The 14,614-nt window shown below is 72.6% G+C and carries 15 protein-coding genes; 9 read left to right on the top strand and 6 right to left on the bottom strand.

Translation table 11 applies throughout. The features are described from left to right. Positions 1-23: 23 nt before the first annotated feature. Positions 24-692, bottom strand: coding sequence for a hypothetical protein (locus SLINC_RS10685; RefSeq protein WP_067429921.1), 669 nt, complete (start codon positions 690-692; stop codon positions 24-26). A 233-nt stretch (positions 693-925) separates the two neighbouring features. Between SLINC_RS10685 and aroH the strand changes: the two genes are divergently transcribed. The 5 genes from aroH (at position 926) to der (ending at position 5,371) form a co-directional block, all read left to right on the top strand. Next, positions 926-1,288 (top strand): chorismate mutase, encoded by a 363-nt coding sequence (gene aroH, locus SLINC_RS10680; RefSeq protein WP_067429917.1) that lies wholly within the window; start codon positions 926-928, stop codon positions 1,286-1,288. After that, positions 1,285-2,370, top strand: a complete 1,086-nt coding sequence (locus tag SLINC_RS10675) for a prephenate dehydrogenase (RefSeq protein WP_067429913.1) — start codon at positions 1,285-1,287, stop codon at positions 2,368-2,370. The genes aroH and SLINC_RS10675 overlap by 4 nt, the downstream gene beginning before the upstream one ends. A 110-nt stretch (positions 2,371-2,480) precedes the next feature. Beyond that, positions 2,481-3,167 carry a (d)CMP kinase gene (gene cmk / locus SLINC_RS10670; protein ID WP_067429910.1) on the top strand — a complete coding sequence of 229 codons (687 nt, stop codon included), beginning with the start codon at positions 2,481-2,483 and terminating at the stop codon, positions 3,165-3,167. A gap of 56 nt (positions 3,168-3,223) precedes the next feature. Beyond that, entirely contained in the window at positions 3,224-3,811 is a 588-nt protein-coding gene (locus tag SLINC_RS10665) for a lysophospholipid acyltransferase family protein (RefSeq protein WP_375141524.1), read from the top strand. Positions 3,812-3,892: 81 nt separating this feature from the next. Then, positions 3,893-5,371, top strand: a complete 1,479-nt coding sequence (gene der / locus SLINC_RS10660) for a ribosome biogenesis GTPase Der (RefSeq protein ID WP_067429905.1) — start codon at positions 3,893-3,895, stop codon at positions 5,369-5,371. A 57-nt stretch (positions 5,372-5,428) separates the two neighbouring features. Here der and SLINC_RS10655 read toward each other — a convergent pair whose 3' ends face one another. Together SLINC_RS10655 and SLINC_RS10650 are read right to left on the bottom strand one after the other, a co-directional pair. Continuing rightward, positions 5,429-5,782, bottom strand: a complete 354-nt coding sequence (locus SLINC_RS10655; protein WP_067445207.1) for a hypothetical protein — start codon at positions 5,780-5,782, stop codon at positions 5,429-5,431. A gap of 74 nt (positions 5,783-5,856) precedes the next feature. Beyond that, positions 5,857-6,639: a hypothetical protein gene (locus SLINC_RS10650; RefSeq protein ID WP_067429897.1), complete on the bottom strand. Its 783-nt coding sequence runs from the start codon at positions 6,637-6,639 to the stop codon at positions 5,857-5,859. Positions 6,640-7,174: 535 nt separating this feature from the next. Between SLINC_RS10650 and SLINC_RS10645 the strand changes: the two genes are divergently transcribed. Next, positions 7,175-7,840, top strand: a complete 666-nt coding sequence (locus SLINC_RS10645) for a LysM peptidoglycan-binding domain-containing protein (RefSeq protein WP_067429894.1) — start codon at positions 7,175-7,177, stop codon at positions 7,838-7,840. Between the two features lie 75 nt (positions 7,841-7,915). On the opposite strand, the gene SLINC_RS10640 is transcribed toward SLINC_RS10645, so the two are convergent. Genes SLINC_RS10640 through SLINC_RS10630 form a run of 3 tightly spaced genes read right to left on the bottom strand, consistent with a single transcriptional unit; the run spans position 7,916 to position 11,717 of the window. Continuing rightward, positions 7,916-8,593: an ABC transporter ATP-binding protein gene (locus SLINC_RS10640; RefSeq protein ID WP_067429891.1), complete on the bottom strand. Its 678-nt coding sequence runs from the start codon at positions 8,591-8,593 to the stop codon at positions 7,916-7,918. Next, entirely contained in the window at positions 8,590-11,241 is a 2,652-nt protein-coding gene (locus SLINC_RS10635) for an ABC transporter permease subunit (RefSeq protein ID WP_067429888.1), read from the bottom strand. The genes SLINC_RS10640 and SLINC_RS10635 overlap by 4 nt, the downstream gene beginning before the upstream one ends. Further along, on the bottom strand, positions 11,241-11,717 hold the full coding sequence (locus SLINC_RS10630) for a hypothetical protein (protein WP_067429885.1): 477 nt from the start codon (positions 11,715-11,717) through the stop codon (positions 11,241-11,243). The genes SLINC_RS10635 and SLINC_RS10630 overlap by 1 nt, the downstream gene beginning before the upstream one ends. A gap of 135 nt (positions 11,718-11,852) precedes the next feature. Here SLINC_RS10630 and SLINC_RS10625 point away from each other — a divergent pair, with 135 nt between their 5' ends. The 3 genes from SLINC_RS10625 (at position 11,853) to SLINC_RS10615 (ending at position 14,589) form a co-directional block, all read left to right on the top strand. Continuing rightward, a complete protein-coding gene (locus tag SLINC_RS10625; RefSeq protein ID WP_067445206.1) occupies positions 11,853-12,410 on the top strand; it encodes an MTB12 C-terminal domain-containing protein in 558 nt (185 codons plus the stop codon). After that, positions 12,379-13,689, top strand: a complete 1,311-nt coding sequence (locus SLINC_RS10620; RefSeq protein WP_067429882.1) for an ABC transporter substrate-binding protein — start codon at positions 12,379-12,381, stop codon at positions 13,687-13,689. The genes SLINC_RS10625 and SLINC_RS10620 overlap by 32 nt, the downstream gene beginning before the upstream one ends. Before the next feature lie 87 nt (positions 13,690-13,776). Then, the gene (locus SLINC_RS10615; RefSeq protein WP_067429880.1) at positions 13,777-14,589 is read left to right on the top strand and encodes a hypothetical protein; all 813 of its coding nucleotides are present in this window, start codon (positions 13,777-13,779) and stop codon (positions 14,587-14,589) included. Positions 14,590-14,614 lie beyond the last annotated feature (25 nt).

The following is a 14,614-nucleotide window of genomic DNA, read 5'->3' as shown; positions in this document are numbered from 1 at the left end:
GTCGACGGGAGGGAGCAAGGTGATCAAGGGCTGACGGGACGGGCCGTGAGCTGCCGGCCGTCGACCGTCACGGCACCGGTCTCGGGGTCGATCCGGGGCGCAGGTGAAGGCTTGCCCGCGCGGTTGAGGATGCCGACCTGGCTGCCGTCCGCCTGGACGATCCAGCCGCCGTCGGTCTCCGTGCCGTTGACCGTCGTGGTCGCCCGGTACAGCGCGGGCTCCTTCGTCCGGTCGGCCGTGAAGGCCTGGCGTCCGCCGCCGACCGTCACGGTGCCGCTGATGCGCTTGCCCTGCTTGAGGGTGCCGTTCAGTTCGGCGCCGTTCTTGCCGGTGAGCCTCATGGACCCGTCGTCCTCGACGTCGCCCTTGAGCCACGCCTCCTTGGTGCGGCCGTCGCAGTAGTACGCGACCGCCTTGCCGTCCTCGGTGGTCACGGCGACGGAGGCGGAGTCGTCGTCGGTACGGCCCGCGTAGCCGGCGTCGGGCACGGGTGCCGGCGGCGGTTTCGTGGGTGAGTTCGTGGGCGAGGGCGACGGGCTCGTCCCGGAGGGCTTCGGTGACGCCTTGGTGTCGGGCGACTGGTACCCCGAGGACGAGGCGGTCTTCTCCCCGGTGGTCGCGTTGAGCGAGAGCATGAACAGGCCGAGCAGCAGTCCCGCGAGCAGAGTGGCAAGCGGTCCGAGACGCTTCATGAGGGGCCTCCCCCGAGGCAAAGTGTTCTGCCATCAGAGCGGACCGGTGGCCCCGGCGTAAAGAGGCGCACCGGGCCTTCCACCCCAAGTGGCGGAATTGGGTGATTCCCGTGACATTGATACGGCGGACGCCGGCCCCGTCTCAGCGGGCGGGCGGCCCTCACCGGCCCGATGGGGGCTGACTAGGCTGGATGTACACAGAGCCGATACGTACATCAGCAAGGAGCATCGCCGTGGCGGTACGAGCGGTCCGGGGCGCCGTCCAACTCGAACGGGACGAAGCCGGCCACATGGACGAGCAGGTCGGGGCCCTGCTCACCGCCATCCTGGAGCGGAACGAACTGGACCAGGACGACCTCATCAGCATCTGGTTCACGGCCACGCCCGACCTGCACAGCGACTTCCCGGCCGCCGCGGCCCGCAAGCTCGGCATCGTCGACGTACCGCTGATCTGCGCCCAGGAACTGGACATCGAGGGCGCCATGCCGCGTGTCGTCCGGGTCCTCGCGCACATCGAGTCCGAGCGGCCCCGCGCCGACATCGCGCACGTCTACCTCGGTGCCGCGGCCGCCCTGCGCAAGGACATCGCGCAGTGAGGACCGCCCTCGTCATCGGCACCGGGCTCATCGGTACGTCCGCCGCCCTCGCGCTGTCCCAGCGGGGCGTCGCCGTCCATCTCACCGACCGCGACCCCGAGCAGGCCCGTACGGCGGCCGCGCTGGGCGCCGGTACGGACGAGGCCCCCGAGGGGCCGGTCGACCTCGCGATCGTCGCCGCCCCGCCCGCCCATGTGGCCGCGGTGCTCGCCGACGCCATGCGCCGGGGCGCGGCGCGCGGCTACATCGACGTGGCCAGCGTCAAGGGCGGCCCGCGCCGCGAGCTCCAGGCGCTGGGCCTGGACCTGTCGGCGTACATCGGCACCCACCCGATGTCCGGCCGCGAGAAGTCCGGCCCGCTCGCCGCGACCGGTGACCTCTTCGAGGGCCGCCCCTGGGTGCTGACCTCGACCCGGGACACCGACACCGAGGTGCTGAACCTCGTCCTGGAGCTGGTCTCGCACTGCCGTGCCGTCCCGGTCGTCATGGACGCCGACGCCCACGACCGTGCCGTCGCCCTCGTCTCCCACATGCCCCACCTGGTGTCCAGCATGGTCGCCGCGCGTCTGGAGAACGCCGAGGAGGCCGCCGTACGACTGTGCGGGCAGGGCATCCGGGACGTGACGCGGATCGCCGCGTCCGACCCCCGGATGTGGATCGACATCCTCTCCGCGAACCCGGGGCCGGTCGCCGACCTCCTGACGGACGTCTCCGCCGACCTCGACGAGACGGTCCGGGCGCTGCGGGCCCTTCAGTCCTCGGACGAGGACAAGCGGCGCGAGGGCACCACCGGCATCGAGGACGTGCTGCGGCGCGGGAACGCCGGCCAGGTCCGGGTGCCCGGCAAGCACGGGTCCGCCCCGCGGGCGTACGAGGTCGTGGCGGTGCTGATCGACGACCAGCCGGGGCAGCTGGCCCGGATCTTCGCCGACGCCGGGATGGCCGGGGTCAACATCGAGGACGTGCGCATCGAGCACGCGACCGGGCAGCAGGCCGGTCTGGTGCAGCTGATGGTGGAGCCCAAGGCGGTGCCCGTGCTGACGGCGGCGCTGCGGGAACGCGGGTGGGCGCTCAGGCAGTGATCCTCCCGGGTCGTCCGCTTGTCGGAGAGGTTCCGGGGAGCCAGTAACCTTGTGCGGGGCACTTTCACGCCCCCGCACCCCGCCACACCGCACCAGGAAGGTGTCCCCCCGTGGAAAACGGCGCCGCCCAGCCCGTGATTGTCGCCATTGACGGCCCCTCCGGCACGGGCAAGTCGAGCACGTCGAAGGCCGTGGCCGCACAGCTCGGTCTGAGCTACCTCGACACCGGCGCCCAGTACCGGGCGATCACGTGGTGGATGGTGAACAACGGGATCGACATCGCGGACCCGCACGCGATCGCCGCCGCGGCCGGCAAGGCGGACATCGTCTCCGGCACCGACCCGGCCAACCCCACGATCACGGTCGACGGCACCGACGTGGCCGGCCCGATCCGCACCCAGGAGGTCACCTCCAAGGTCAGCGCGGTCAGCGCGGTACCCGAGGTGCGGGCCCGGATCACCGAGCTCCAGCGCACCATCGCCACCTCCGCGGAGCAGGGCATCGTCGTCGAGGGCCGGGACATCGGCACGACCGTGCTGCCCGACGCCGACCTGAAGATCTTCCTCACCGCCTCCCCGGAGGCACGGGCCGCCCGGCGCAGCGGTGAGCTCAAGGGCGCCGACGTCAACGCCACCCGCGAGGCCCTGATCAAGCGCGACGCGGCCGACTCCAGCCGTAAGACCTCGCCGCTGGCCAAGGCCGGCGACGCGGTCGAGGTGGACACCACCGAGCTCACCCTCGCGCAGGTCATCGAGTGCGTGGTCACCCTGGTCGAGGAGAAGCGGGCCGGGAAGTGAGCGAACAGCCTTCCGAGCGCGGCGCCGAGGTCGGGCGGCGCATCGGCGTCGGCCTGATGTACGGGCTGTGGAAGCCGCGGGTGCTGGGCGCCTGGAAGGTTCCCGCGACCGGCCCCGTGATCTTCGCGGTCAACCACTCCCACAACATCGACGGCCCCATGGTCATGGGCGTGGCGCCCCGGCCGACGCACTTCCTGATCAAGAAGGAGGCGTTCATCGGGCCGCTCGACCCGTTCCTGACGGCCATCGGCCAGGTGAAGGTGGACCGCACGGGCACCGACCGCGGGGCGATCACCCGGGCGATCGACGTCCTGACGGCCGGCGGCGCCCTCGGCATCTTCCCGGAGGGCACCCGGGGCGAGGGCGACTTCGCCGCGCTGCGGGCCGGGCTCGCGTACTTCGCGGTGCGGGGCGGCGCCCCGATCGTCCCGGTCGCCGTGCTGGGAAGTTCGGACCGGCCCGGCCGGTTGATAAAGACGCTGCCTCCCCTGCGCAGCCGCGTCGACGTCGTCTTCGGAGACCCCTTCGAGGCGGGCGACGGCAGCGGACGACGTACGCGCAAGGCCCTCGACGAGGCGACCGAACGCATCCAGAAGCAGCTCACCGCGCACCTGGAAAACGCCAGGCGGCTGACCGGCCGCTAGGCGACACTGAGTAGTGGATCACCCCGGCGAACAAGGGCCGGCCGGTCCACCGATCACCACGATGAACGAGGTACGGACTTCATGAACGACCACATCCACTCCGACGGCTCGGGCGAGGAGCACGACCACGGGGCGCTTGGCGATGCCGAGTTCGCGGAGTTCATGGAGCTCGCCGCGGAAGAGGGCTTCGACCCGGAGGACGTCGAGGGCGCGATCGAGGCGGCCGGCCACGGCCCGCTGCCCGTGCTCGCCGTCGTCGGCCGCCCGAATGTCGGCAAGTCGACCCTGGTGAACCGGATCATCGGCCGCCGCGAGGCCGTCGTGGAGGACAAGCCGGGCGTCACCCGCGACCGCGTCACCTACGAGGCCGAGTGGGCGGGCCGCCGCTTCAAGGTCGTCGACACCGGCGGCTGGGAGCAGGACGTCCTCGGTATCGACGCCTCGGTCGCCGCCCAGGCCGAGTACGCCATCGAGGCCGCCGACGCCGTCGTCTTCGTCGTCGACGCCAAGGTCGGCGTCACCGACACCGACGAGGCCGTCGTACGACTGCTCCGCAAGGCCAACAAGCCCGTGGTGCTCTGCGCCAACAAGGTCGACGGACCGAGCGGCGAGGCCGACGCCACAGCTCTGTGGTCCCTCGGCATCGGCGAGCCGCACCCGGTCTCCTCGCTGCACGGCCGTGGCACCGGCGACATGCTGGACGCCGTCCTGGAAGCCCTGCCGGAGGCGCCCGAGCAGACCTTCGGCGGCAGTGGGATCGGCGGCCCGCGCCGCATCGCCCTCATCGGCCGCCCGAACGTCGGCAAGTCCTCGCTGCTGAACAAGGTGGCCGGCGAGGACCGCGTCGTCGTCAACGAGATGGCCGGCACCACCCGTGACCCCGTCGACGAGCTCATCGAACTCGGCGGTGTCATCTGGAAGTTCGTCGACACGGCGGGCATCCGCAAGCGCGTCCACCTCCAGCAGGGCGCCGACTACTACGCCTCGCTGCGCACCGCGGCCGCCGTCGAGAAGGCCGAGGTGGCGGTCATCCTGATCGACGCCTCCGAGTCCATCTCGGTCCAGGACCAGCGGATCGTCACCATGGCGGTCGACGCCGGCCGCGCCCTGGTCATCGCCTACAACAAGTGGGACACCCTCGACGAGGAGCGCCGCTACTACCTGGAGCGGGAGATCGAGACCGAGTTCGGCCAGGTCGCCTGGGCGCCCCGGGTGAACGTCTCGGCGACCACCGGCCGGCACATGGAGAAGCTGGTCCCGGCGATCGAGACCGCCCTCGCCGGCTGGGAGACCCGCGTCCCCACGGGCCGCCTGAACGCCTTCCTCGGCGAGCTGGTCGCCGCCCACCCGCACCCGATCCGGGGCGGCAAGCAGCCGCGCATCCTCTTCGGCACCCAGGCCGGCACCCGGCCGCCGCGGTTCGTGCTCTTCGCCTCCGGCTTCATCGAGGCCGGCTACCGGCGCTTCATCGAGCGCCGCCTGCGCGAGGAGTTCGGCTTCGAGGGCACCCCGATCCACATCTCGGTGCGGGTGCGCGAGAAGCGCGGCAGGAAGAAGTGACGCACGCATGAGAGAGGGCGGCTTCCCGACCGGGGAAGCCGCCCTCTCTCATACGTCTCAGAACCCCCGGCGTGGACCGGGCGGCAGCGCTGCCGGCACGTGGTGCATCTGCTGCATCTGTCCTACGCGCTGCCACTGCGACTGCTGGCGAGCGTTGTACGCACCGGCGCTGTAGGCGCTGTACGAGTTGGTGAACGACCCCGAGCCGTGCGGGATGTTCCCGAAGGCCGTGAAGCCCAACTCGTCCTCGCCACTGCGGTCACCCGGCAGGGAACGGAACGACTTGACGTACTCGGCGTAGAGCGCGTCGTAGATCGGTGTGACCGATGGGCCGCAGAAAGGCTCCTGCGTCGACCGCGAGGACGGGATCGACGGGAACGAGTGGCGGCGCGAAACGTCGTATGCGTGCACGTCTGTCCAAACGACCCCGCACATAAAGAGATGCGGGGTCGTTCCGGGGGTGCGGGGTTCGAGGAGGCGCGTGTTCACGTACCGGCGAGAGGCATCGCCGCCGCGACCAGCTTCCCGTTGGCCGCGGCCTTGTCCAGCGCGTCCCGCAGCAGGTCCTCCCGGGGCTGCCGCCCGATCGACCCCACCGGCGCCGCGAACATCAGCACCTGCTGGTGCTTGTTGGCGGCGGCCCGCCAGCTCTCGGTCACCTGAAGCGGATGGTGCGCCTGCCACCACGCCACCGGCTGCCCCCCGGTCGCGCCGGGCTGGAGCACCGCGTGCAGCTGCCCCATGGCCAGCAGCACCGACCACCCGTGCAGCACGGACGGCGCCGAGTCGATCGACGTCAGCGGCATGAACCCCTGCTCGATGAGCAGCGGCAGGAAGTCGTCACCGGCGCCGGTCGCCCCGGGCCGCACGATCGGCGCGGTCGGCTCGACGACCAGGGCCGGGTGCAACTCCCCGGCGATCAGGACGAGTCCGCTGGTGATGCCGAGCACGGCCTGCTCGGGCGCGATCTTGTCGGGCTCCAGGTCGACGGTGTCGCCGGTGATGGACTTCACCGCGCCCTGGAGCTGCTCCTCGGTCACCTGGACGACCTGCGAGGGCAGACAGGTGGCGTGGGCGAAGGCGAGAACGGCCGTCTCGTCGCCGATGAACAGGACGGTGCTGGTGCGCTCCTGTTCGGAGTCGCCCGGAGTGCGGCAGGACGTGCAGTCGTAGCTGCCGGGGGCGTTCTCGCCGGCGAGCAGCCGGTCGGCTTCTTCGTCGCCGATCTCGGCGCGTACCTCGTCGCTGACGTCGAGCATGCGCGGCACGGGTGGCTCCCTCGGGATGTGATGCGTGGCGGGGCCGGGTGGCTCCCGGTCCGTGAACCGGGCGGGTCCCGGGCTCATGAAGAAGACAACGGGCGATCTGTGGCGGGAGTCACGCCCCACGGCGAACGGAATCGAACCATCCGACGCGCAGGGTCACGACGAGGGCGGAATGCGGCACTCATCGTCAATTCCTCGGAAATCAAAGGAAGTTGGTTCGGTGAGGTGGGTCACAGATCGTCGAGTCGGTTGGTCGACAAATCCTGAAATCGGCGAATGAAGTGGGTGGCCAGAAAATGCCGATACCTGCGGTAACGGCTAACTGGCCTGGAATGACAAGGGATTGATTGAAACCGGCCGGTCGCCCTGTCTACATTCCTCCGCCGTGTGCAGCGAGCACCGCTCGGGTACGTCCGCCGGCCGAACCAAGCCAGCTCATCGCACCACCTCCGGCGGACGGGGCGGAGCGCGACGATCCGGCCCGTGCCGGGAGCGCGCCCCGCCTTGGGGGACCCCGGGTCCTTCGAGAGGGAAACACATGTCCGAATGTGCCGATACCACTCGCGACAACGCTCGTAAGACGCAAGCCCGTACGGGGCAGACCCGTACGACGCGGACTCGTACGACGGCGGTCCTGTCCGGGGCCGCACTGCTCGCCCCTCTGGGGATGCTGGCCGCGACCGGCAACGCCGTGGCGGCGGACAGCGGAGTGTGGGACCGCATCGCCCAGTGCGAGAGCGGCGGCAACTGGCACATCAGCACCGGAAACGGCTACTACGGAGGGCTCCAGTTCTCCGCGAGCACCTGGCGCGCGTACGGCGGTACGGCCTACGCGCCGACCGCCGACCGGGCGAGCAGGGATCAGCAGATCGCCGTGGCCACGAAGGTCCAGCGGGCCCAGGGGTGGAACGCCTGGCCGACCTGTTCGGCCCGGGCCGGAGCGTCCGGCGGCGCACCCGCGGTCTCCTCCGGGTCGGCGACCACCAAGTCCGCCCCGTCGAAGCCCGCCGAGGTGCCGGCGCGCACGACCGGCCACACGGACCGCAGTGCCTCCCGCGGCGACTACACCGTCCGCGCGGGCGACACGCTGAGCGGTATCGCCGCCCGGCACGGGACCACCTGGCAGCGGCTCCACGCCGCCAACAAGGCCGTCATCGGCGACGACCCCGACACGATCGTGCCCGGGCAGCGTCTCGAACTCTGAGCCGCACCCCTCCCCGGGTACGGGGCCCCGTCCGGTGCGCCGGGTGGGGCCCGACCCTCGTCCCGGCGACGGCCTTCACACCGCTTCCCGGCGCCGGAACTCGCCGGCCTCCCCGCCGAACTCGACCGTTCCGCGGCGCAATTGGTACACCACCACCGTCGTCGGCCGGTCGTGCAGTGCGGGCGGCAGGCGTTGTTCGGCGACGACCACGCACGCGTCGAGCGAGCACAGCAGGTCGTACGTGCGGGCCGCGACCGCGGGGGACATGCCCTGCGCCGGCTCGTCCACGAGCACCACGCGCGCGCGGGCCAGCAGGGCGCGGGAGAGGGCGAGCATCCGCTGCTCGCCGCCGGAGAGGGTGCCGGCGCGGCGGTCGAGCAGGGGAGCCAGCTGCGGATAGGCGTCCAGGGCGAGGTCGTAGGCCGTCGTCCTGTGGGCCCGGGCGGCCAGTTCGAGGTTCTCGCGCACGGTGAGGGAGCCGAACACCGCCTGGCGTTCGGGGACCAGGCACAGGCCGTGGCGGGCGCGCTCGTAAGGGGGCACGTGGGTGATGTCGGCGCGGTCCCAGACCACCCTGCCCGCGGAGAGCGGGACCGTTCCGGCCAGGGCGCGCAGGACGGTCGTACGGCCCGAGCCGTTGCGGCCCAGCAGGACGGTGAGGCCGGGGGCCGGGGCGGCGAGGGTGATGCCGTGCAGGGCCTCCAGAGGGCCGTAGCGCACGCGCGCGTGGCGCAGTTCCAGGGTGGCGGTCATACGGCCTCCTGGGGGCCGAGGGTGTCCAGGACCCGGTCGGGCGGGCCCGAGGCGACGATGCGGCCGGCCGTCATGACGTGGACGACGTCGGCGAGGCCGGCGACCAGGTCGAGGTCGTGCTCCACGACGAGGAGGGCGGTGCCGTCGGCGGCGAGGGCCTTGAGGACGCGGGTCAGAGCGGTCACCTCGGTGGAGTCCAGGCCGGCGGCGGGTTCGTCGAGGAGGAGGACCCTCGGGGAGCCCGCCAGGGCTCTGGCCAGTTCGACGCGTCGGAGTGTGCCGGTGGGGAGGTTGGCTGCGGGGTGTGTGCGGAGGCCTTCCAGGCCGAGCAGTCTGAGGGCTTGTTCTGCCGCGGCCGGGTCTGTGACGCGTCCCTGTTCGGCACCCACTCGCACGTTTTCGGCCACGGTCAAGGTCGGGAAGACGGCGAGTTGTTGGAAGGTGCGGGCGATGCCGAGGCGGGTGCGGGTGTGGGGGGCGCGGTGGGTGATGTCCTGGCCGTCGTAGAGGACCTGGCCGGAGGTGGGGTGGTGGGTGCCGGCCAGGCAGTGGAACAGGGTGCTCTTTCCGGCGCCGTTGGGGCCGATGATCGCGGTGATCGTGCCCGGGGGGATGTCCAGGTCGACGCCGTCCAGGGCGGTGAAGCCGTTGTAGTGGGCGTGGAGGTGGCGGGCCTTGAGGGTGGGCATCCGGCCTCCGGCCGGATCTGTTTTCCCACCCGCACCACCCGTGCGAGTTGCGTTGTCGGCCGCGGGTTGTTGTCGCGGGGGTGCGGGGGCGGTGGTCTCCCGTGGTGTCGGGTGCAGGCGCCGTCGGGCCCGTGCGCCTGCCGGGGTCAGGTGGGGAGTGCGCCGTGTCCGCAGGCGGGCGGTCGCCGTGCGCAGCGCCTCGTACGGGCCGCCCGGGAAGCGGCCCACCAGGACGGCCAGGAGGCCGATCAGGGCGGCCGCCACTCCGCCTCGGGCGCCCGCGTCGAGGCCGACGAGGAGGGCGGCCGCGGTGAGGGCGCCGAGGGTGCTGTCGGCGCCGAGGACGACGACCGCGGCGAACCAGAGGAGGCCGCGGACGGGGTCGTAGGCGGCGGGGTCGAAGGCGCGCAGGCCCATGCCGAGCAGGCCGCCGCCGAGGGCGGCCAGGGCGGCGCCCGAGACGAAGGCGAGGAGCTTGAGGGAGGGGACACGGACGCCCGCCGCGGACGCCCCCGCCTCGTGGTCCCGCATGGCGGCCAGGGCCCGGCCGGTGCGGCCGCGGCGCAGGGCGTGGGTGGCCAGGAGGGCGGCGGCCAGCAGGAGCAGTTCCAGGACGTAGTACGCGCGGTCGCCGTCGAAGCCGGCCGGGCGGCCCAGGGACAGCCCGGAGACCGCGTACGGCTGGGCGAAGACGAAGCGGCTCACCCCGACGCCCACCGCGAAGGTGGCCAGCGCCAGGGCCAGACCGCGGCGGCTGATCGCGGGCCAGCCCGTCAGCAGGCCGAGGGGAGCCACCAGGATCACCGCCACGGCCAGCGCGGCCAGTTCGGGGAGGCGGGGCAGGCCCGGGAAGCGTCCGGCCGCGAGCAGGGCCGTGAACAGGGCGCCCAGACCCGCGTAGGCCGCCTGACCCAGGGAGATCTGGCCGCCGCGCCCGGTGACCACGACCAGGGACAGCAGTACGACGCCGAGCGCCGGTACCTGGACCGACGTGTGCAGGTCCGAGCCCGCGAAGCCGAGCGGCAGCAGGAACAGCACGGCCGCGACGATCCACGCGCCCGGCGGGGTGGGCACGCGCGCGGTGGCCGTGCGCGGGAGCGCGTCCCGCGTGCCGACGCGGGGCAGCAGCAGCGCCGCGACCAGCAGGGCCACCACGAACAGGTTCGCGCCGACCGCCTGGAGCAGGGGCTCGCCCCAGCCGGAGGGGTGCAGCCGCGTCAACTGGCTCTGCGCCACGCCGATGCCGAGGGCCACCACCACGGCCACCGCCAGACCGCGCATCCGCGCGGCCACCGCGACCGCCACCACCTCCATGACGAGCAGCGGCAGACCGTACGGGTCGAGGCGTACGTACGGCGCCAGCAGGACGCCCGTCAGGCCCGCCGTGAACGAGCCGAACGCCCAGCCGGCCGCCGCCACCCGGTCCGCGTCGATCCCGCCGAGCACCGCCAGCCCTCGGTCGTCCACCACCGCCCGCAGCTCCCTGCCGAAACGCGTCCAGCGGATCACCGAGCCGACCCCGGCGGCCAGCACCAGGACGACGGCGAGCTGCCCCCACGGATCCGCCGGCACCAACTCCGGGGCGTCGTCCCGCGCCCCCTGCCCCCACACCAGCGCGGCCCCGCCCACCAGCAGCACGAACACCCCGAGGGACGCCACGAGGGTCTGCGCCGGATCGCCTCCCAGGACCGACAGCGGCCGGAAGACGAAACGCTCCAGCGCCACGCCGAGAGCCGGGGCCAGGAACACCAGGGTCACCGTGGCGGCGAGCCACAGCGGCCAGCCCCACTCGACCACGCACTGCCGCACCACGTACGCGCACACCATGGCGATCGCCCCGTGCGCGAAGTTGAGCACGCCGGTCGCGCGGTACGTCACGATCAGGCCGATCCCGGTGAGCGCGGCCGCGCCGCCCACCGACAGACCGGCCAGGGTGAGGTCGTAGGTCAGGGAGGACATCAGTCGGTGTCTTCGGCGGGGTCGCAGATCGGGCAGGGGCCCAGTTCGCCGCCGGCCAGCAGCTTCGCGTCCACCGGTACGGCCTCCACCTTCCCGGCGACCAGCGGGCAGTCCGCCCGGTGCCAGAGGGTGCCGCCCGGGACCATCAGGAGGTCCCCGCTGACCGCCAGGGGCATGGCCGCCGCCCCGTCGGGGTCCTCCGCGTCGGCGGGCTCGGCGGCCACCAGCAGGCTGTGCAGCTCCTCCACGCGCGCGGCGGCGAGCGCGCCGCGCGCGTGGGTGAGGAGGATCGCGCCGGCGATGATCAGGGCGGCGCCGGGAATCGTGCAGGAGGCCAGGTAGGGCAGCTGGCGCTCGGCGTAGCGCTCGCCCGAGACGCCGTACCAGCCGAGGACGCACAGCACGGCCCCGGCGGCGAGGGCGGCCCAGCCGGCCCACAGGACGGGGTGCACGCTCCGCAGTCGGCCTGTCCGCATCTCTGGCTCCCACACGTCGGGTATCTGTGCACGTGCCTGTCCATGTCAGCCAATGGCTTGCACTATGCCTCCTACGACCTGACCCTGAAAGCACCGGGCGCGCACGGCCCGGACCGACACCCGGTGGTGAGCCAGATGGTTCTCGGGAGCGACCGCACGTGGGGGAACGGCAGCCGTGGGCTGGTGGTGGCGGCGGTGTTCGTCCTCGCCGCGGCCCTGACGGCGTGCAGTGACGACAGCGGGGGCGGGAGCGGCGACACCCCGCCTCCCACACCCTCGGTGGAACGGACGACGAGCGAACCGGCGTCCCCTTCGGCGTCCGGGCCCGCCGACGCCGCCGCGGCCGAGCGGGAGATCGCGACGAACTGGCGGAAGTTCTTCGACCCGAAGACCTCCACGCAGCAGAAGCAGGCCGTCCTGGAGAACGGCGAGCAGATGGCACCCGTGCTCGCGGCCTTCAGCGGTGACGAGCGCGGCGGGCAGGTCCAGGCGACGGTGACCGAGGTGGAGTTCACCTCGCCGACCGAGGCGAACGTGACGTACGACCTGGCGCTGAACGGCGCCACCGCCCTGCCGGGCGCCGCCGGGACCACGGTCGAGCAGGACGGCACCTGGAAGGTCTCGGCGAAGACGCTGTGCGCGTTGGTGGCGATGAGCGGCAATGCCTCGGCCTCGGCGCTCCCGGGCTGCTGAGGCCCTCGCCGCGGTGCTGCTGCTCGCCCTGGCCACGGCCTGCGGCAGCCGCCTGCCGGAGAGCGACTTCGAGCACCGGGAACGGGCGACGGCGACCCGGGACGGCGCGCGGGACAGCGGCCCGATCCGCGTCGGCGTCATCACCAGCGCCACCAGCCCGGTCGGCGGCGACGCCTTCACCGGACCGCGCGACGGCGCCAAGGCGTACTTCGAGCGCCTCAACGCGCGCGGGGGCATCGACGGCCGGAAGGTCGAGGTGCGCGAGTGCGACGACGGCGGCAGTGGCGTCGGCAACAACACCTGCGTGCACCGGCTCATCGACGAGGACAAGGTGGTCGCCCTGGTCGCGACCACCGCCCTCGACTACGCGGGCGCCTCCCGCGTCTCCCGCGCGCGCGTGCCCGACATCGGCGGCCAGCCCATCGGGGCGGCCTACGACACCTGGCCGCACCTGTACGGCATCTACGGCAGCCTCGCGCCCCGGAACGGCACCACCGGCTGGGCCGGCAAGCAGTACGGCGGCACCGAGGTCTACCGGTACTTCAAGCGCGAGCACGGTGCCCGGACCGCCGCCGTCGTCTCCTACAACCAGGCCGCGTCCGCCGCCTACGCCTCGCTCGTCGAGCGGGGGCTGAGGGCCGAGGGCTACAAGGTCGTCACCGAGCAGGTCGACTTCGCGCTGCCCAACTTCCGCGCCGTGGCGGCCGACCTGAAGGAACAGGGCGCCGACCTGGTCTTCGACGCCATCGACAGCCACGGCAACGCCCGGCTGTGCGAGGCCATGGACGACGCCGGCGTCGAGGTCACCGCCAAGGTCACGAACGTACAGAACTGGACGTCCACCGTCCCCGACGACTACAAGGACGCCCCGCGCTGCCGCAACGCCCTGTGGGCCACCGGATCCAGCCGCAACTTCGAGGACACCGGCCATCCGGCCGTACGGGAGTTCCGGGACGCCACCGAGGGCCTCAAGGCGCACGCGCAGTGGCAGCTGGAGGGGTGGGCGGCCGCACGGTGGTTCGCGGAGGCGGCGAAGGACTGCGCGGCGCGGGAGACGGGCGTCACGCGCGCGTGCGTCGACGGCTTCGTGAACCGCAGCGAGGGATACACCGCGGGCGGACTGCTCGTCCCGGTGGTGTTCGAACGAATGCCCGAGCCGCCCGGGAGTCGCCGGACCTGTCTGTCGGTGGCCCGCTGGGAGGACGGGCGGGGATGGGTCTCCCAGGGGGACATGAACACCACTTGTTTCGACGTTCCACAACTGCCGTATCAGCCGTGATGACGGTGAAGATGCCGTGTGAGGCAACCAAAAGGACCGAACGGCGGTCTAAAGGGGCAGCAAAGGCCGAGGGAGGACGCCCACCGTATGACGATGCCCGCTCCGCGGGTCGCACCGCTGCGCGCCGACTGCCTCGCCGATTCCGCCGGTGGACTGACGTTCGACGTCACCGCCCGCGGGACGAGCGACGTGGCGCACTTGGTGCTGCGCAGACGCGACGAGCCTGACGGGCACGAGGAGGTCGCTCTGCCCCTGGTCCCGGCCGGAGACGGCCGGCTGCGGGCCGCCCTGCCCAGCACGGTCGCCCTGCCAGAGGGCCGCTGGGACGCCTACGTGTGCGCGGCCGACGACGAGCCCCGGCGTCTCGTACCGGGCACCACCGACCTGCGCTCCCTCGCCGCCCGCACCCCGAGCGGCTCCCGCGGCCATGTCGCCGTGCGCATCCCCTACGCCACCCGGCAGGGCAACCTCACCGTCCGCAGCTGGCTGCGCGCCCCGCACGCCGAGGCGGGCGACCTGAGGCTCAAGGACGCCGGACTGACTCTCCGCGGCCGTGTCTACGGCACCAGCCTCACCCCCGAGGCATACGCCGAACTGCGGGACCGGCACTCCGCGGGCCCCGCCCGCCGCGTCGAGGTCGCCGTCGACCAGGACGAGTTCGACCTCTCGGTGGCGTACGCGCCGCTCGCTCCCGGCATCTGGGACCTGTGGCTCAGACCCGGCGGAGAGGCCGGGCCGCGGGTGCGGATCGCGCGGCTGCTGGACGACATCGCCGACAAGAAGGCCGTGCTCACCTACCCCCGGACGCTCGTGCGGACGCCGCACGAGCCGCTGGAGGCGGGACCGTACTTCACGCGGGACAACGACCTGTCGGTCTCGGTGACCCGACCCGCCATCTGAGACAGCCTTGCGGACAGTACCTGTC

The organism is Streptomyces lincolnensis, assembly GCF_001685355.1.
Classification (GTDB): domain Bacteria; phylum Actinomycetota; class Actinomycetes; order Streptomycetales; family Streptomycetaceae; genus Streptomyces; species Streptomyces lincolnensis.
This window is presented reverse-complemented; position numbering and strand designations above follow the sequence as displayed.